This is a genomic window from Phaeobacter sp. HF9A, from assembly GCF_011806385.1.
In the GTDB taxonomy this organism is placed as follows: domain Bacteria; phylum Pseudomonadota; class Alphaproteobacteria; order Rhodobacterales; family Rhodobacteraceae; genus Epibacterium.
In genome coordinates, this window is sequence record NZ_JAATOX010000024.1 from 24,989 (window position 1) to 42,373 (window position 17,385).

Below are 17,385 nucleotides of genomic sequence, written 5' to 3' on the forward strand. Positions count from 1 at the left end.
ATCCTAATCCGGGCGCCGGTCGCGCTGCGGGGCCGGCCCCAGGCGCATCAGCCCGATGTCATGCAGATGCGCCTTGGCGTGGTCAAAGAAGGCGGCGACCACACCAGAGCGACGCACCGTTCCCTTTGTCGCCAGCCCGAGATCCAGCGGCCGCAACGCCCCTGTCAGGGGCCGCGTGACAAGCGTTTCCCCATCGGGTGCCCGTTCCGAGGCGATGCGCAGGTTCACCAGGCCAAAGCCGTAGCCATTGGCCACAAGACTGCGCACCATCGACATGTCGGATGTGCGCTCGGTGATATTCGGCCGCAAGCCGCACTCCCGAAAGAGCGACAGGAAATACTCCCGACTCAACGGCAGATCGAGGAGGATCATGTTCTCGTCTTCCAGCTCGGCCAAGCTCAACGCGGTCTGTTGCGCCTTTGGATGATCTGACGCCAACATGACCTGGGGCGGCAAGGAGGCCAGAGCCTCGAACTGAATGTCCTTCGGGATTTCAAGGTCATAGGTGATGGCGAGGTCGATTTCAGCCTGTCCCAGCATCCGCAGCAGATCGGCTTGGCTGCCCTCTTTCATGGTCACCGACGCCTCTGGGTATGCGGCTTCAAACGCGCGGCGCAAGCGGGCGCTGACAATTGGGGCGATGGTGGACAAGGTTCCGATCGTGATCGGCCCCCGTGCTTTTTCGACGATATCATTGGCAAGATTGTTCAACCCATTGGCGCTGAACAGGATCTTCTTTGCCTCGTTGAACACCTGCCTGCCTCCCGGGGTCAGCGACAGACCCTGCGCATGGTGGCGCACGAACAATTGCAGGCCCAGGTCCGCCTCAAGCTGGCTGATCGCCGAGGAGATCGACGGCGAGGAGACATTGACGCGCTGCGCGGCCAGCGCAATGGTCCCGGCCTCGCCGACGGCGACCAGATATTCCAGCTGTCTGAATGAGAAACGCAAGGGCATGGGGCAGATTGACTGTGCGCGCGTGCAAAATCAAGCTGCGCTATTCATCGCCCGCGACCCCGTAAGAAGGGGCCTCACGCGGGTCGAGCGCCCGTTGCACGTAGTCCGCCAGCTGCGGCTGATAGACCGCCCAGGCCTCGGCGACCGCAGCAATCGGACAGTCCTCGCTCCAGTCGCAGCGCAAATCGGCCACCGGCCAGGGCACACTGTCACAGAGCTGAAGCCCCGCCGAGTGGATCGGCCCCGCCTCGCCGCCTGCCTTCAGCCCGGCGCGCATCGCCGCAATCAGGCGATCTCCCAGATGGCCTGTCGCGGCTTCAAACCCGGCAACCATCGCCTGCGGCACCTGCTCATTCGCCAGAAGATTGCCCGCCGCGATGACGTCTTTTCTCTGCGCATGGGTCCAGATCCCAAGCGAACGCGGCCCGGAATGGATCGCCACGCCCCCGTTTCCGTCGATCAGCAGCACCTGCCGGTACTCCATGAACCGCCCCTGCTCCTGAACGCCCACAAGCGCATCCTCTGCCGATAGTCCGCCCTGCATCAGGTCCAGTGCCAAAGGCCCCAGTATCGGATCTGTGACATTCTGGCTCGACGCGGCGCCGACGCCCGCCCTTGTGTAGGAACACCTCGCCGCAACCGCGGGCGAGGACGAGGCAATGGCGGTTCCAAACATGCCGGTTTCAGCGCAGCGCGCGACTAATGAAAACGTCATGCCGGGATCACCGCCGTGCCGTCGATTTCAACCAACCACTCCGGCCGCGCCAAGGCTTGGACAACCAGCCCGGTAGATACCGGGTGCACCCCTTGGATATATTCCCCCATGGTCCGATAGACCGCCTCGCGGTGGCGCACATCGGTGATATAGACCACGACCTTGACCAGATCCGCCATCTCGCCACCCGCTTCTTCGAGCAGCTGCTTGATGTTCTGCATCACCTTGTGGGTTTGCTCCACCGGGTCATGGCTGTCGATGTTCCGGAAATCATCAAGATCCTGCGGACACTGCCCGCGTAAATACACCGTCTTGCCACCCTGCGTCACAACCGCCTGGCACAGATCATTGTCCAACGCCTGCTCAGGATAGGTGTCCTTGGTATTAAATCTGCGAATGCGCGTATGTTTCATAGCTGCCCCTGCTCATGGCCCACGGCCCTTGCCCCCCTCTATCGACACAGACTGACCACATATAAAGCAAGCATTTTCGCAGCCTTGATTTGATAAAAACTAATCAAGTGCGGCATGACGGACCTTGGCTCAAAACTCCCAATCCCCACTTATGCGCAAACTCACGGGACTTTTTGCAGGCGATGTCGGTCACGCATCGCCATTGGATACAATTTTAGCGACTAACCTATGAGGTAATCGACAGTTACTTAAGATTTTTGCCGCACACCTATACTCAATTCCATTTGCCAGGAGAACAGAGTTGAATGGCTGCGTGACGGTGAAAATGTCCCCTGCGGCGCCTTTTTCATTCGAAACCGGTATGGCCTGTGCTGTATCGAGATTGCGCATGCCGGAGCACGGGCCAGCCATGCCACCGCCAGCCAGGGATGGGATGAACGACAGGCCCCTGCCGCAGCTGGCATCGCATGGTTCGTCCCGATCCGCACCATGGTTCTGTTCGCAATCGACACAACCGAAACCGACCTACGGTGGCAAGGCAGCAGTTGCGGCCACACGAAATTGCGGGTGATCCCATGACAGCAAAGTCCCCTTCCCTGACACCGAAATTCCGACCCTTTTCGAGCATCGGTTCGAAGATAACCATGGTTCTCGTTGTTATGGGCGGCGCATCGGCGCTGGTCGGCGTGTTGGTCTCTCTGGTCTTTGAAAAGGTCGCGACCGACATGGGGCGGCTGACCCAGGACATGCTGCCGCAACTGGAGGTCAGCGCGACCCTGACCGATGCCGCGGGCCTGACCCGCGATTCAATGGCAAACATTCTGCTGGCCGCAAACGGAACCGAACTGGACGCGGCGCAAGCGCAGACCGATCAAGCCATCCGTCAATTGAAAGCCGGCATCGAACGCCTGCCCCAAGACCTGCGTACCGATTTCGAAACGGCGGCTGCAAATGCATCGGGATCGCTGACCAACCTGCTGGACGCGCGCGAAGCCTCCTTTGACAACGCAAAGCGCATCGAAGAAGAGATCGACGCCTTGCAAAGCCACAGCCGCGCCATTCAGACCCATCTGTTCGAATCCGCGCGCGAAGCATCCGAAGAGCTTTCAGCCGGCGGTGAAAATACGATCGCACTGATCGGCAGCACCCTGGCGACTTTGGTCGACGAACAATTCGGCGCGCTTCAGTCTCTCTTGGAGGCACAGGCAGACATCAATCTCCTGGCGGGCATGTCCGTTGGTTTGGGACTGGTGCGCGAAGTGCCGATGAAGAAGAGCATGAAGCAAACCGCCGAGGACGCCAACAACCGCCTGACAGAGTTCCTGGCAAACCTCGATACGATGGGCATGAGCGCCGAAGACGGCGAGACCATCCGCAATGCCGTTGCGGTGTTCGAAAACATGCTGTCGGCCAGCCGGTCGGAGCAAAAAGCCCTGCGCAAAGAGGTGCTGGCCGCGCGGGAAGCCAGCGCACTGGCGCTGACCGGCGCGATCAAGAAGCGTATCGATGATCTGGGCACGGCCGCGGATGAGAGCGGCGCCACCAACCGGGACGCCGTTCAAAGCCTCCTGGACAATGAGGTGGGCATGCTCAATAAGCTCTTGGAAATCAACACATTGATCAACTCGCTACAATTGGCCGCCCTGCGTGTGGTGTCTGCTGACGATCTTGGTCAGGTGAATGCCGCTGTCGCGCCTCTGCAAGCCGCGGCCAAGGAATTGCAGAGCTTTGCTGGCCTACAGGGGGGCGTTCTGGATGACGACATCCAGAACATCGCCTCCCACGCGGTTCCCGAGCAGGGCCTCGTTGCCGCGCGCAAAGCTGTGATCTCAGCGCGCAACGAAACGGTAAAAGCATCCCAGGACGCGGCCGAGGCGGTTGGCGGCATTGCCCATCAGGCGGCCGCGCTCAGCGGGCAGAGCCAGGGCGCAATTGCGGGCACGGCAACCGCTGTCACAGAGGAATTGCTTGCAGCGGAACAAAAAATGTTTGCCCTGCTTGGCGCCTCCGCGGTGGTGCTGGTGCTGTCCATCTTGCTGACGCGTATTCTGGTCACACGACCGCTGGCAAAAATCAGCGGCGCAACAGAGCGGCTCGCCGCAGGGGATCTCAGCCAAATCAAGGGGTTTGACCGCGCCGGGGATGAGATCCGGCGCATCGCAGGCGCCCTCTCGGTCTTCCGCGACAGTATTGTTGAAAGAGACCGGATGACCAAGGCAAACGAGAGTGAACGGCAGAAACGACAGGCCGCGCAAACGCAAGCCGTCACCGCCATTGGCGAGGGGCTGGAGCGCCTGTCGCAAGGCGATCTGTCCGCGCGCATTGAAACACCCATGAGCGAGGGCTACGAAAAGCTGCGCCAGGATTTCAACGCGACCCTGGACACGCTGAGCGCGACTGTGCGTGAGGTGGTGGGCGCTGCCGGCAGCATCCGCAATGGTGCTGCGGAAATCACCCAGGCCTCGGATGATCTGTCGCGACGCACCGAAAGCCAGGCTGCAACGCTTGAGCAAACCGCAGCCGCTCTTGAGGCACTGACTGACAGCGTCAAATCTGCGGCGGATGGGGCAAAAAGCGTCGAGGTCATTGTAAACGAGGCGCAAAACGAAGCCGAAGTCAGCGGCCAGGTGGTTCAGAACGCCGTATCCGCAATGACCGAAATCGAGGACTCCGCCCGAAAAATCTCGCAGATCATCGGGGTCATTGACGATATTTCCTTCCAGACCAATCTGCTGGCCCTGAATGCCGGTGTCGAAGCCGCGCGCGCGGGCGAAGCAGGCCGGGGATTTGCGGTTGTCGCCTCCGAGGTTCGCGCCCTGGCGCAGCGATCTTCCGCCGCAGCCGACGAAATCAAGGTGCTGATCGGGGACAGCTCCAAACAGGTGGAAAACGGGGTGGAACTCGTCGGCAAAGCGGGCGGCGCCTTGACCAGTATCGTCAACCGGGTGAGCCATATTTCGCAGCTGGTCTCTGAAATCGCGGCGGGCGCCGGCGAACAATCCACCGGCTTGGGAGAAATCAACAGTGGCATGTCACAGCTGGATCAGGTGACGCAACAAAACGCGGCAATGGTCGAGGAAGCCACCGCAGCAAGCCATTTGCTGAACAGCGATGCGGATACCTTGTCCCGCCTGGTTGCCAATTTCACGGTGGAAAGCAGCAATCATTACGTCAGCAGCCCCTCGGATCCCTTCGATGAAGAAGACAGTGAAAGTGTTTTAAAGAGCGCTTGATCCCTGCCGGGTCAATGGAACCGGGCATCGACCACCACCGAAGCGCCGCGTTCGGGATATTGCCCGCCCGACCTCTGGACGTCACATTGCACGCCAACTAGGCACGCCGCAAAGGCCGCCACGAAGGTGGCCGCCATCTCCGGCGGAGCAGCTCCACTGCGCCGCAGCGGCCCTATTCCTATGAGATTTCAGTCGCGAGCGGCACCACCTTCGTCTGCAAGGTGGTGGTCCGCACTGCCAAGAGGAGGCGCGCGCCGATCCATACCCACATGGACCATGCGGCAGGGGACGGACCTCTATTCAGCAAGGGGCCCTCGCGCCGAAAAGCAAAATGATCGACGTATATCATAAAATGATTGACGTCCATCAAAATGACCCGATAAGGTGAGCCCATGGCAGCGAAGAGGAGGTTCGCAGCCAAAGGGGGAGACTATGGTAAGTCCGACGTTGAGCGATGTCGCGCAAGCGGCAGGCGTGAGCTACGCGACTGCTGATCGCGTCATCAACAACCGCGGCAATGTCGCGCAGAAGTCGATCGACAAGGTGCGCGAAGCTGTCGCCGCACTAGGATATGTGCGCAATGTTGCCGCCGCAAACCTGTCGCGAAACCGGGTCTATCGCCTCGCCTTCCTGATCCCGACCGGCACCAACGCGTTCTTCAACCGGATCCGCAACCATATCCGACATGCCGCCGAGCACCTGAGCGTTGACCGGATCACTGTCGAAATTATCGACGTCTCCGCCTTCTCGGTCGATGCGCTGGAAGAGAGCATAGCCGATCTGGCACAGCGCGATGTCGATGGCGTTGCCATTGTCGGGCTGCAAAACCCGCTGCTGGAAGGGCCACTGGCCAAGCTGCGCGAAAGTGGTGTCGCCGTCATCGGCCTTGTTTCTGACCTGCCGCAAAAGTTTCGCTCGGCCTATATCGGCATTGACAATATGGTCGCCGGGCGCACCGCAGCGCGGATGACGGGCATGGCCCATGCAGGCGGCCTGGGGGCAATCCAGACCTTTGTCGGGTCGATGGAGGCGCGCGACCACGCCGAGCGGTTGCAGGGGTTTTGCGATGTGATCGCGGCGGATTATCCGCATTTGACGGTGCTGGATCCGATCCTGACGAAGGATGACCCCGCTGTGCTGAAGGAAGCCGCCGGCGCCGTGCTGAGCGCACGCTCAAACGTCACCGCATTCTATAACGTCGGGGCGGGCAATAGCGGGCTGGTGGCGGCCATTGGTGCTGCCCCCGAGAACCGCCCCTTCTGCGTGGTTCATGAGCTTGTGGCCCATTCAAAGCAGGCACTGATCGACAAACACATTGATCTGGTGATCGACCAGCGCCCCGACATCGAGGTCAACCGTGCCTTTGCGATGTTGCGCGCGTTGCTTGACGAGCGCGATCTGCCGCCCATGCCCGATCTGATGCCCACAATCTACGTGCAGGACAATCTTCCTGCGGATCCTTTAATCGACATAGCGGAGGCCCAAAGCAGGTGACCGAGTTTTTCAAAGATATTTCGCCCCTGACGTTCAACCCGGATGCCAGCGAGCTGGCCTTTCGCCACTACAACCCGGATGAGGTGATCGCCGGCAAACGGATGGAGGAGCATCTGCGCTTTGCCGTGGCCTATTGGCATTCCTTTGCCTGGCCCGGCGGCGATCCCTTTGGCGGCCAGACCTTTGAGCGCCCCTGGTTCGGCGATACGATGGATTTGGCCAAGCTCAAGGCCGATGTGGCATTCGAGATGTTCGAGCTGCTGAATGTGCCCTTCTTTTGCTGGCATGACGCCGACATCCGCCCGGAAGGCGACACATTCGCCGAAAGCCTGCGCAACTTTCAGGAGATGATCGACTATCTTGGCAGCAAGATGGAAACCTCTCGGACCAAGCTGCTTTGGGGCACCGCCAATCTGTTCAGCCATCGCCGCTTCATGTCTGGCGCCGCCACCAACCCCGACCCGGAAATTTTCGCCTGGTCTGCCGCCACCGTGAAAAACTGCATGGATGCCACCCACAAGCTGGGCGGCGAGAACTATGTGCTCTGGGGCGGGCGCGAGGGCTATGAGACCCTTTTGAACACCGACCTCAAGCGCGAACGCCAGCAGGCGGGGCGCTTCCTTCAGATGGCCGTGGATTACAAACACAAGATCGGCTTCAAGGGCGCGATCCTGGTGGAGCCGAAACCCCAGGAACCGTCAAAGCACCAATATGATTTTGATGTCGCGACGGTCTACGGCTTCCTCAAGGAGTTCGGGCTGGAGAATGAAGTCCAGATGAACATCGAACAGGGCCACGCGATCCTTGCGGGCCATTCGTTTGAGCATGAACTGGCGCTTGCGGCCTCGCTGGGGATCTTTGGCTCCATCGACATGAACCGCAATGATTATCAATCGGGTTGGGACACCGATCAGTTCCCCAACAATGTGCCCGAGGTCGCGTTGGCCTATTACGAAGTCCTGAAGGCGGGCGGCTTCACCACCGGCGGCACCAATTTCGATGCCAAGCTGCGCCGCCAGTCGCTCGATCCCGTCGATCTGATTGCGGCCCATGCGGGCGCGATGGATGTCTGTGCACGCGGCTTCAAGGCCGCAGCACTGATGCTGGAGGACGGCACGCTGGAGGCAAAGCGCGCGGAGCGCTACGCCGGTTGGGACCGCCCGGAGGGCAAAGCCCTTCTGGACAGCGATTTCGCCAGCATCGCCGCCCAGGTCGAAGCAGACGGTATCAACCCGCAGCCGCGCTCCGGCCGTCAGGAAATTCTGGAAAATATTGTTAATCGATTCGTGTAAGCGAACAGGGAGGACAGCGATGAAAACCATCAAAGGACCGGCGCTTTTTCTGGCGCAATTCGCAGGCGATGAAGCCCCGTTCAATTCGTGGGACAGCATCACCAAATGGGCAGCCGATTGCGGCTACAAAGGGGTACAGGTGCCCAGTTGGGACGGCCGGCTGATCGACCTGGCCAAGGCCGCCGAAAGCAAGGACTATTGTGACGAGTTCAAAGGCCAAGCCGCCGCAAACGGCGTCGAGGTGACAGAGCTGTCGACACACCTGCAAGGTCAGCTGGTTGCGGTGCACCCGGCCTATGATACCGCCTTTGACGGCTTTGCCGCGCCCCAGGTGCAGGGCAATCCCAAGGCCCGGCAGGAATGGGCGGTGGAACAGGTCAAAATGGCGCTGACCGCCTCCAGAAACATGGGGATCAATGCCCATGCGACGTTTTCCGGCGCGCTGGCCTGGCCCTATATCTACCCCTGGCCACAACGCCCCGCGGGCTTGGTGGAAACGGCATTTGACGAACTCGCCAAACGCTGGCTGCCGATCCTGAACCATGCCGAAGACTGCGGCGTGGATGTCTGCTACGAGATCCACCCGGGCGAGGATCTGCACGACGGCATCACCTACGAGATGTTCCTGGAGCGCACAGGCAACCACGCGCGGGCGAATATGCTCTATGATCCCAGCCACTATGTGCTGCAATGCCTGGATTATCTCGACAATCTCGACATCTACAAAGACCGGATCAAGATGTTCCACGTCAAGGATGCGGAGTTCAATCCGACCGGGCGCCAGGGGGTCTATTCCGGCTTCCAATCCTGGGTGGATCGCGCCGGACGCTTCCGCTCGCTGGGCGATGGTCAGGTTGATTTCAAGGCGATCTTTGCCAAATTCGCAGCGATGGATTTCGACGGCTGGGCCGTGGTCGAATGGGAGTGCGCGCTCAAACACCCCGAGGACGGGGCCCGCGAAGGCGCGCAATTTGTCAAGGATCACATCATCCGCGTGACCGAACGGGCCTTCGACGATTTTGCCGACGGCGGCACAGATGAGGCGGCAAACCGTAAAATGCTGGGGATCGACTGATGGCCAATCCGCAAAATAAACGTATTCGATTGGGAATGGTCGGCGGTGGCAATGATGCCTTTATCGGCGGGGTGCATCGCATCGCGGCCCGCATCGACGACCGGTTTGAGCTTGTCGCAGGGGCCCTGTCCTCCACGCCGGAGAAATCCGCCGCCAGCGCCGAGGCGCTGGGCATTCCGCGCTCCTACGGCAGCTTTGCCGAGATGGCCAAAGCCGAAGCCGCCCGCGAGGATGGCATTGAGGCGGTGTCGATCGTGACGCCCAACCACGTTCACGCCGCTGCCGCAAAGGCATTTCTGGCAGAGGGCATCCACGTCATTTGCGACAAGCCGCTCACCTCCACCATGAAGGATGCAGCCGATCTGGAACAGGCCGTGGCCGACAGCAAGGCGCTGTTCATCTTGACCCACAATTACACCGGCTATCCAATGATCCGTCAGGCCCGCGATATGGTGGCCTCCGGCGCATTGGGTACGATCCGCATCGTGCAGGCGGAATATCCGCAGGACTGGCTGACCTCGCCGCTGGAAACCGAGGGGCTGAAACAGGCCGAATGGCGCACCGACCCAAGCCGCTCCGGCGCGGGGGGATCAATCGGCGACATTGGCACCCATGCGCATAACCTTGCCTGTTTTGTCTCTGGCTTGCGGGTCGAAAGCCTTGCGGCTGATTTGCAGTGTTTTGTCGCCGGCCGCACCCTGGATGACAACGCCCACATGATGCTGCGCTTTGAAGGCGGCGCGCGCGGGATGTTGTGGTCAAGCCAGGTGGCCCCCGGCAACGAGAACGCCCTAAAGCTGCGGATCTATGGCGAAAAAGGCGGGCTGGAATGGTCGCAGGAGGATCCGAACTACCTCTGGTTCACGCCGCATGGCGCGCCCAAACAGCTGCTGACGCGCAACGGCGCAGGTGCCACGGCGGTCTCGCAAGCCGTCAGCCGCATACCCGGTGGTCATCCCGAAGGTTATCTTGAGGGCTTCGCCACCATCTACAATGAGGCCGCCGATGCCATTCGCGCGGTTCAGGATGGAGCGGATCGGGCTGCGGCCATGGGGGTTCTCCCCGGGATTGCAGAGGGCATGGAGGGCATGCGCTTCATCAATGCCTGCGTCACATCCTCCGCGAATAACGCCGGGTGGACGACCCTATGACGTCCAGCCCCGTTCTCGCCCTTCGCACTGTCAGTAAAAGCTTTGGCCCGGTTGAGGTGCTGCACAATGTCAACCTCGCGCTGAGCGCTGGCAGTGTTCACGCGCTGATCGGTGAGAACGGGGCCGGGAAATCCACGACGATGAAGATCCTGGCGGGCTATCAGCCGCCAACCAAGGGCAGTGTCGTGCTCGACGGTCAGCCCGTTCAATTCGCCAATCTGCAAGAGGGCGAGGCGGCGGGGATCGTCATGATCCATCAGGAATTCAACCTCGCCGAACAGCTGACGGTGGAGCAGAACATCTTTCTGGGCCGCGAGCTGAAACGCGGCTTGCTGCTGGACAAGGCAGAGATGCGGCGCCGCACTCGCGATTATCTGGCGCGGGTGGCCTGCGAGGTCTCGCCCGATGCGCTGGTCTCTTCCTTGTCGAACTCCGAAAAACAGATGGTCGAGATCGCCAAGGCCCTGTCCCGCGATGCGCGGGTCCTGATCATGGACGAACCGACGGCGGTGCTGACCAATCGCGAAACCGAGGTTCTGTTCGAACAGGTTCAGACCCTGCGCGATGCGGGCACGGCCATTCTGTTCACCTCGCACAAGCTCGATGAAGTGGCGCAGATTTCGGATCAGGTGACGATCATGCGCGATGGCGATGTGGTCTACGCCGGCGAAACCGCCGAAATGAGCGAAGATGCCATGGCCACCGCGATGGTGGGGCGCGATGTTTCTGACCTCTACCCCAGCAAACCCGGCGTGCCCGAGGATGCGCCGGTGGTGCTTGAGGTGGAAAACCTCAGCGTGCCGGGATTTGCCAGCAATGTGTCCTTTACCCTAAATAAGGGAGAGATCTTGGGCATCGGCGGGCTGATCGGGTCGGGACGAACCGAGCTGATGGAAGGGCTGGCGGCGCTGCGCCCGGCATCTGCGGCCAGGATCACCCTGTTTGACCAGACCAAGCAATTCAAGCGGCCGGGTGATGCGCAGCAGGCCGGGCTGTGCTATCTGACCGAAGATCGCAAGATGCGTGGGTTGCTGCTGGAACGCGGCATGCGCGAAAATCTGACGCTTCAGAATTTGCACAAGTTCGGCGGCTTTCTGATTGATCGCAACGCCGAAGAGGCCGCGCTGACAGAGGCGATCCGCGAATTCGATATCCGCTCCGGCACCCGCGACGTGCGCGTCGGCAATATGTCCGGCGGCAATCAGCAAAAGCTGTTGCTGGCCAAGGTGATGCTGTCAGAGCCGCGCATCCTGATCGTCGATGAACCCACCCGGGGGATTGATATCGGCACCAAGCAGCAGATCTACGCCTTCTTGCGCAAGCTGGCCGATGCCGGGCATGCGATCATCGTGATCACCTCTGAAATGCCCGAGCTGATTGGCCTCGCGGATCGGATCATGGTGATGCGCCTCGGCGAGGTGAGCGGAACGCTGACCCAGAACGCAATCACCGAAGACGCAATCGTGCGCCTGTCCATGGGGCTGCGCGGTGAACAGACGCCGAATGTGGCGTGAGGACCTCAAGATGACTGATACAACCACCCCCCAAACCCGCGGATTTCAGATGCCGTCGATGTCCGTGCTCGGACCGATCATCGCATTGATCGTCCTGCTGGTCATCGGGACGATGCTGAACTCCAACTTCCTGAGTGCGGCCAATATTACCAATGTGGTGGCGCGCTCTGCCTTTATCGGCATCATCGCTGTCGGCATGACCTTTGTGATCACCGCAGGGGGGCTCGACCTTTCCGTGGGGTCCATGGCCGCATTCATCGCGGGGCTGATGATCCTGGTGATGAACGCCGCCCTGCCCAGCATGGGCGTCGGCATCCCCATTATTCTGCTCGGAATGGTCACCGCGATTGTCGCCGGCCTGCTGGCCGGGCTGCTGAACGGGTTTTTGATCACCACATTGGGGATCGAAGCCTTCATCGTGACGCTGGGCTCCATGGGCGTCTACCGGTCGCTGGTCACATGGCTGGCAGATGGGGGCACGCTGTCGCTCGATTTCGGGCTGCGCACCTTTTATCGGCCGGTGTATTTCGACGGCATTCTGGGCATCAGCTGGCCGATCATCGTCTTTGCGATCATCGTGATCATCGGCGAAGTCATCATGTCGCGCAGCGCCTATGGCCGCCATTGCGCCGCCACCGGATCCAACGAGCATGTCGCGCATTATTCCAACGTCAATGTCCGCCGCACACGGCTGATTTCCTATGCGGCCCTGGGCATTCTGGTTGGCATTGCCACCATCATGTATGTGCCGCGCCTTGGCTCTGCCTCTGCCTCCACCGGCGTGCTGTGGGAGCTGGAGGCGATCGCCGCCGTGATAATCGGGGGCACCGTGCTGAAAGGCGGGTTTGGCCGGGTCTGGGGCACCGTCATCGGTGTTCTGATCCTCAGCCTGATCGGCAACATTCTCAATCTGACCGACTTTGTATCGCCCTATCTGAATGGCGCGATCCAGGGGGTCATCATCATTCTCGCTGTGATCCTGCAGCGTGAACGCAAGGCTGCAAGTTAAGCCAAAAGCTATTGTTTCAAGGGAGGAGAATACAGTGAAATATACCAAAACAGTCATCGCCGCCGCTCTGGCGACAGCCGTCAGCGGGGCCGCACTCGCAGAGGACGTCAAGGTGATCGGCGTGTCCATTCCGGCCGCGACGCACGGCTGGGCCGGAGGCATGAACTTCCACGCCAAAGAAACGGTCGAGCGCCTGGAGGAGGTCTATCCCGGGCTCGATTTCGTGCTGGCCACCGCCTCTGATCCAGGCAAGCAGGTCAACGACATCGAAGACATGGTCGCCACCCGCAATATCGACGCCCTGGTGGTGCTGCCCTTTGAATCCGATCCGCTGACGCCGCCGGTGCAGGCCGTGGCCGCCAGCGGCGCATGGGTGACCGTGGTGGACCGCGGCCTGTCCGTTCCGGGCATCGAGGATCTCTATGTTGCGGGGGACAACTCCGGCTTTGGCAAAGTGTCCGGCGATTTCATGGTGTCCCAGATGCCCGAGGGCGGCGACATCGTGGTCTTCCGCGGCATCCCGACAACCATCGACAACGAGCGCGTGGATGCTTTCACCGCCGCCATTGAAGGCTCCGGCATCAATGTGCTGGACATGGAGCACGGCAACTGGAACCGCGACGACAGCTTTACCGTGATGCAGGATTTCCTGTCGAAATACCCCAAGATTGATGCTGTCTGGGCCTCCGACGACGATATGGCAATCGGTGTTCTGGCCGCAATCGAGGCCGCTGGCCGTGACGACATCCAGTTTGTCCTGGGCGGCGCCGGCATGAAGGAAATGATCAAACGCACCGCGGATGGAGATGCCATGATCCCGGCGAACGTCACCTATCCGCCGGCGATGATCGCCACCGCGATCGAACTGACCGCCGTGGGGATGACATCAAATGCACCGGTGTCCGGCACCTTCGTGATCGGCTCTGTGCTTGTAACCCAAGACAATGCGATGGACTTCTACTATCCCGACAGCCCCTTCTGATCCCATCAGGCGTGTCTGACAGAGCAAGGCCATCGGCGTTCCGCGCCGGTGGCCCTTTCTATTGCTGCGCGGCTATTTGACGACCTCCATGATCGCGAAGGAATGTGTCTGCAAGATACCAGGCAGCTTGTTGATCTGCTCGCCCAACACATCGCGAAAATGCCGCATATCGCGGGTCCGGACCGTCAAGAGATAGTCAAAGGACCCCGCCGTCATCAGACAGCTTTCGATCTCTGGAATGGTGATGACGGCCCTGTTGAACGCGTCCAGCGCATTGTCGCCAGCGGTCGCCGACAGCGACACCTGCACCAGGGTCAGATGGCCCAAACCCAGCTTTTCCATGTCCAGACACGCCCGATAGCCGGTGATATAGCCGGTTTTCTCCAGGCGTTTGACCCGCTCGGAACAGGGGGTATTTGTCAAATTCACCCTCTGCGCGAGTTCCACGATGGAAAGTCGCCCACTCGATTCGAGCGCCTCCAGGATCTTTTTGTCGATACTGTCGATTTCCTTAGTCATTAGTGATTTTACCTAGCTGAACCCTATATCGCAGGGATATTTCCAGATTATATCGGGCATTTATCGCCAATCTCTAGTGAAAATCACTTATCCTTTTTGCTATTGCTCTCGCTTTTCTCAACACCAAAGCGTCGGCAATCAAAAAAATAAACCAACAAGGAGCCCGACCAATGACCGTGAGGATTACTGTTGGACTAGATGGCACCGAGACGGGGGAACGCGCGCTCTCCTTCGCCCGAGACCTGGCGTCTCGGATCGAGGCGTGCGAGCTGATCGTCGCCTATGTCATCGAATGGTCCCCCTTTACTTTTCAGACCGCAGAAGAGAACGACAAACGCCACAAGCGGCGGGAGGAAGAGATCCAGATTGCGACCTCGCGGGTCGTGTCTCCCGCCGTCAAAGCGCTGACGGACGCTGGCTTCAACGCCAAGGGCGTCGTGCAGCATGGCGATGTCGCAGAGACGCTGAACCGGATCACGACCGAACATGGCGCCAGCCAGATCATCGTGGGGCGCGTGTCAAATGACGGGTTTACCAAACGGATCTTCGGCAGCTCGACACAAAACCTGGTGATGCACGCGGATGTGCCGGTCACGGTCGTTGGATAAGGGGATGACGATGAAAACCTTGAAAACACTCACTGCGGCGACGCTCGCAAGCCTTGTCGCCCCCGCCGCCTATGCTGAAGGCATCGACGCGAAGGTCAATGAGGCCTTTGCCGCCGCAACCGGGCCTTTCGTCAGCTTTATTTTCGCGCCGCTTCCGGGCACCACCAGCTTTCCCTGGATCGTGCTGTGGCTGGTCGTTGCTGCCAGCGTGTTCACGGTCTATTTCGGCGCGGTGCAGTTTCGTTTCTTTAGCCATGCGATCCGGCTGGTGAAAGGCGACTACTCCGACCCCAATGACGCTGGCGAGGTCAGCCATTTCCAGGCCCTCACCACGGCGCTGTCCGGCACGGTCGGTCTGGGCAATATCGCGGGTGTTGCCGTGGCCGTGGGCATCGGTGGTCCCGGCGCGACCTTCTGGATGATCCTTGCGGGGCTTCTGGGGATGGCTTCGAAATTCACCGAATGTACGCTGGGTGTGAAATACCGCAACGAATATGAAGACGGCACCGTATCCGGTGGACCGATGTATTACATCTCGAAAGGGTTCAGGGAGCTCGGCCTGCCCGGTGGCAAGGCGCTGGCGGTGCTGTTCTCGATCTTCTGCATATTGGGCGCCTTTGGCGGCGGCAACATGTTCCAGGCCAACCAGGCGCACGCGCAGATCACCGGTATCGTGGGCGATTATCCGGGCTGGATCACCGGTGTGATCTTTGCCGGCATCGTCTTTGCGGTGATCGTCGGCGGCATCAAATCCATCGCCAATGTGACCGAAAAAATCGTACCCCTGATGGGCATCCTCTATGTCGGCGCGGCCCTCATCATCCTGATTGTGAATTACGACAAGATCGGCTGGGCCTTTGGCCAGATCTTCGCCGGCGCCTTTACCGGGCTTGGCGTGGCAGGCGGCATGGTCGGAGCGCTGATCCAGGGCTTCAAACGGGCCGCATTTTCCAATGAAGCCGGTGTTGGCTCTGCGGCGATCGCGCATTCGGCGGTGAAAACCAAGGAACCGATCACCGAGGGGTTCGTCTCTCTGCTGGAGCCGCTGATTGACACTGTCGTGATCTGCACCATGACCGCGCTGGTGATCGTGATCTCGCAGCAATTGATGATAGATGAAGCAACCGGCCAATACATGCTGAACGAGGCAGGATCGGCCATTGCGACCATCGACGGCAACACCGGTGTTGCGCTGACCTCCGCCGCCTTCGGGTCGAGCATCAGCTGGTTCCCCTATGTGTTGGCCATTGCGGTGATCCTCTTTGCCTTCTCGACGATGATCTCCTGGAGCTATTACGGCCTCAAGGCCTGGACCTACCTCTTTGGCGAGGGCAAGCTCCCCGAGCTGGTCTTCAAGCTCCTGTTCTGCGTCTTCATCGTGATTGGCGCGGCCGCCTCGCTGGGGCCGGTCATCGACTTCTCGGATGCGGCGATCTTTGCCATGGCCGTGGTGAACATCTTTGCGCTCTACTTCCTCATGAAGCTGGTACGCAAGGAGCTGAACAGCTACGCCACACGGCTGGAAAGCGGCGAAATCAAGAGCTTTGCCCACTAACCCCCCGGCCCTGACGCCGCAGCGCGGTATCGGGGCCACATCTTGGGGACAGGAGCCAATCCTGCCGCGCAATACCCAAGGGGCGAGGTCGCAAAGACCTCGCCCCTTTTGCCGTCCCTCAGTGGCCTCGGATACGACAGCGCCCCAGGGCCCGACATATCGACGTTGAGCGAGGCAACTCGCGGGCGATCCGATTGCTCCGCCAATTGGTCTTTCAACCTAGATCATGCGCAGAATGGGTGTGATCGACTGGCGGATGACGGGCGGCAGCCCGGTGGTGCCGAGCGCATCGTTCACACCGCCGTTCGTGGCGGCCTTGATCTGCTCCACCACATCGTCTGCGCAGGCGTTGATCACATGAGTGGCCCACTGGACCTTGCCGCCATCAAGGCCGAAAGCCTCACCGACCCTGCACCAAAGACGACAAAGCTCTTGCCCGGCTGGGCCTGACCCGCGCCAAGCTGGACTATCGGGTGAAGAAATTCTCCCTGTCGCCGGAGCGTTGAGCGGCAGAGATGCCACGCCATAGCCAGCGGCGACCGGAGCCTAGCCCAGCCGTGCAGCTCGCGTGCGGCTCCGGTCAAACGCCTGCGTAAACTTGCGCGCACAGAACCCATAGAGACGCGTAATCATGACACCAACAATGATAGAGGTCGTCAGCGCGATCCAGGGCCTTGGCTCCCCGAACAGCTTGGTGACGATGGATATCATCTGATAGTGGCTGAGATAGATGAACATCGAGGCATTCGCGACCTCGCCAACCACCACTTTGACCGGCGCCGGCACCGCAAGGGCGCGCAGGAACAGCAGGATCAAACATCCACCGATCACGTAGAATGAGGCAGAGGTCAGCCCCCATTTGAACAGG

16 protein-coding genes are annotated in these 17,385 nt (G+C 60.3%); 10 read left to right on the top strand and 6 right to left on the bottom strand.

What is annotated here, in order from left to right:
• Nucleotides 1-3: 3 nt before the first annotated feature.
• The 3 genes from HCZ87_RS06680 to HCZ87_RS06690 are packed head-to-tail and all read right to left on the bottom strand — an operon-like array spanning nt 4 to nt 2,085.
• Entirely contained in the window at nt 4-957 is a 954-nt protein-coding gene (locus tag HCZ87_RS06680) for a LysR family transcriptional regulator (protein WP_167642991.1), read from the bottom strand.
• 40 nt (nt 958-997) lie between these two features.
• Nucleotides 998-1,672 (bottom strand): DUF1028 domain-containing protein, encoded by a 675-nt coding sequence (locus HCZ87_RS06685; protein ID WP_167642992.1) that lies wholly within the window; start codon nt 1,670-1,672, stop codon nt 998-1,000.
• Nucleotides 1,669-2,085: a RidA family protein gene (locus HCZ87_RS06690; protein ID WP_167642993.1), complete on the bottom strand. Its 417-nt coding sequence runs from the start codon at nt 2,083-2,085 to the stop codon at nt 1,669-1,671. Before HCZ87_RS06690 ends, HCZ87_RS06685 begins: the two co-directional genes overlap by 4 nt.
• A 644-nt stretch (nt 2,086-2,729) precedes the next feature.
• Between HCZ87_RS06690 and HCZ87_RS06695 the strand changes: the two genes are divergently transcribed.
• The 8 genes from HCZ87_RS06695 to HCZ87_RS06730 all read left to right on the top strand — a co-directional run bounded on the left by HCZ87_RS06695 (nt 2,730) and on the right by HCZ87_RS06730 (nt 13,835).
• Nucleotides 2,730-5,318, top strand: coding sequence for a methyl-accepting chemotaxis protein (locus HCZ87_RS06695; RefSeq protein WP_254868546.1), 2,589 nt, complete (start codon nt 2,730-2,732; stop codon nt 5,316-5,318).
• A gap of 432 nt (nt 5,319-5,750) precedes the next feature.
• Nucleotides 5,751-6,812 carry a LacI family DNA-binding transcriptional regulator gene (locus HCZ87_RS06700; protein ID WP_167642994.1) on the top strand — a complete coding sequence of 354 codons (1,062 nt, stop codon included), beginning with the start codon at nt 5,751-5,753 and terminating at the stop codon, nt 6,810-6,812.
• Nucleotides 6,809-8,104, top strand: a complete 1,296-nt coding sequence (xylA, locus tag HCZ87_RS06705; protein ID WP_167642995.1) for a xylose isomerase — start codon at nt 6,809-6,811, stop codon at nt 8,102-8,104. The genes HCZ87_RS06700 and xylA overlap by 4 nt, the downstream gene beginning before the upstream one ends.
• 19 nt (nt 8,105-8,123) lie before the next feature.
• Nucleotides 8,124-9,179, top strand: coding sequence for a sugar phosphate isomerase/epimerase (locus HCZ87_RS06710; RefSeq protein ID WP_167642996.1), 1,056 nt, complete (start codon nt 8,124-8,126; stop codon nt 9,177-9,179).
• Nucleotides 9,179-10,330: a Gfo/Idh/MocA family protein gene (locus HCZ87_RS06715; protein ID WP_254868547.1), complete on the top strand. Its 1,152-nt coding sequence runs from the start codon at nt 9,179-9,181 to the stop codon at nt 10,328-10,330. Before HCZ87_RS06710 ends, HCZ87_RS06715 begins: the two co-directional genes overlap by 1 nt.
• Nucleotides 10,327-11,844 carry a sugar ABC transporter ATP-binding protein gene (locus HCZ87_RS06720; protein WP_167642997.1) on the top strand — a complete coding sequence of 506 codons (1,518 nt, stop codon included), beginning with the start codon at nt 10,327-10,329 and terminating at the stop codon, nt 11,842-11,844. Before HCZ87_RS06715 ends, HCZ87_RS06720 begins: the two co-directional genes overlap by 4 nt.
• 10 nt (nt 11,845-11,854) lie before the next feature.
• A complete protein-coding gene (locus tag HCZ87_RS06725) occupies nt 11,855-12,853 on the top strand; it encodes an ABC transporter permease (RefSeq protein ID WP_167642998.1) in 999 nt (332 codons plus the stop codon).
• A gap of 55 nt (nt 12,854-12,908) precedes the next feature.
• Nucleotides 12,909-13,835 (top strand): ABC transporter substrate-binding protein, encoded by a 927-nt coding sequence (locus tag HCZ87_RS06730; protein ID WP_368484090.1) that lies wholly within the window; start codon nt 12,909-12,911, stop codon nt 13,833-13,835.
• 72 nt (nt 13,836-13,907) lie between these two features.
• Here HCZ87_RS06730 and HCZ87_RS06735 read toward each other — a convergent pair whose 3' ends face one another.
• Nucleotides 13,908-14,354, bottom strand: a complete 447-nt coding sequence (locus tag HCZ87_RS06735) for an Lrp/AsnC family transcriptional regulator (protein WP_167643000.1) — start codon at nt 14,352-14,354, stop codon at nt 13,908-13,910.
• A 170-nt stretch (nt 14,355-14,524) separates the two neighbouring features.
• Here HCZ87_RS06735 and HCZ87_RS06740 point away from each other — a divergent pair, with 170 nt between their 5' ends.
• On the top strand, nt 14,525-14,962 hold the full coding sequence (locus HCZ87_RS06740) for a universal stress protein (RefSeq protein ID WP_167643001.1): 438 nt from the start codon (nt 14,525-14,527) through the stop codon (nt 14,960-14,962).
• Nucleotides 14,963-14,972: 10 nt separating this feature from the next.
• Complete coding sequence (locus HCZ87_RS06745) at nt 14,973-16,517, top strand: sodium:alanine symporter family protein (protein ID WP_167643002.1); 1,545 nt, start codon at nt 14,973-14,975, stop codon at nt 16,515-16,517.
• 219 nt (nt 16,518-16,736) lie between these two features.
• On the opposite strand, the gene HCZ87_RS06750 is transcribed toward HCZ87_RS06745, so the two are convergent.
• Nucleotides 16,737-16,874 carry a hypothetical protein gene (locus tag HCZ87_RS06750; protein WP_167643003.1) on the bottom strand — a complete coding sequence of 46 codons (138 nt, stop codon included), beginning with the start codon at nt 16,872-16,874 and terminating at the stop codon, nt 16,737-16,739.
• Nucleotides 16,875-17,063: 189 nt separating this feature from the next.
• Nucleotides 17,064-17,385: hypothetical protein (locus HCZ87_RS06755; protein ID WP_217701945.1), on the bottom strand; the 322-nt coding region annotated here is incomplete at its 5' end.

Excerpts from the sequence above, each read along its gene's own strand:
- HCZ87_RS06680 (WP_167642991.1), bottom strand. The coding sequence starts at position 957 with ATGCCCTTGCGTTTCTCATTCAGACAGCTGGAATATCTGGTCGCCGTC.
- HCZ87_RS06685 (WP_167642992.1), bottom strand. The coding sequence starts at position 1,672 with ATGACGTTTTCATTAGTCGCGCGCTGCGCTGAAACCGGCATGTTTGGA.
- HCZ87_RS06690 (WP_167642993.1), bottom strand. The coding sequence starts at position 2,085 with ATGAAACATACGCGCATTCGCAGATTTAATACCAAGGACACCTATCCT.
- HCZ87_RS06695 (WP_254868546.1), top strand. The coding sequence starts at position 2,730 with ATGGTTCTCGTTGTTATGGGCGGCGCATCGGCGCTGGTCGGCGTGTTG.
- HCZ87_RS06700 (WP_167642994.1), top strand. The coding sequence starts at position 5,751 with ATGGTAAGTCCGACGTTGAGCGATGTCGCGCAAGCGGCAGGCGTGAGC.
- HCZ87_RS06710 (WP_167642996.1), top strand. The coding sequence starts at position 8,124 with ATGAAAACCATCAAAGGACCGGCGCTTTTTCTGGCGCAATTCGCAGGC.
- HCZ87_RS06715 (WP_254868547.1), top strand. The coding sequence starts at position 9,179 with ATGGCCAATCCGCAAAATAAACGTATTCGATTGGGAATGGTCGGCGGT.
- HCZ87_RS06720 (WP_167642997.1), top strand. The coding sequence starts at position 10,327 with ATGACGTCCAGCCCCGTTCTCGCCCTTCGCACTGTCAGTAAAAGCTTT.
- HCZ87_RS06725 (WP_167642998.1), top strand. The coding sequence starts at position 11,855 with ATGACTGATACAACCACCCCCCAAACCCGCGGATTTCAGATGCCGTCG.
- HCZ87_RS06735 (WP_167643000.1), bottom strand. The coding sequence starts at position 14,354 with ATGACTAAGGAAATCGACAGTATCGACAAAAAGATCCTGGAGGCGCTC.
- HCZ87_RS06740 (WP_167643001.1), top strand. The coding sequence starts at position 14,525 with ATGACCGTGAGGATTACTGTTGGACTAGATGGCACCGAGACGGGGGAA.
- HCZ87_RS06745 (WP_167643002.1), top strand. The coding sequence starts at position 14,973 with ATGAAAACCTTGAAAACACTCACTGCGGCGACGCTCGCAAGCCTTGTC.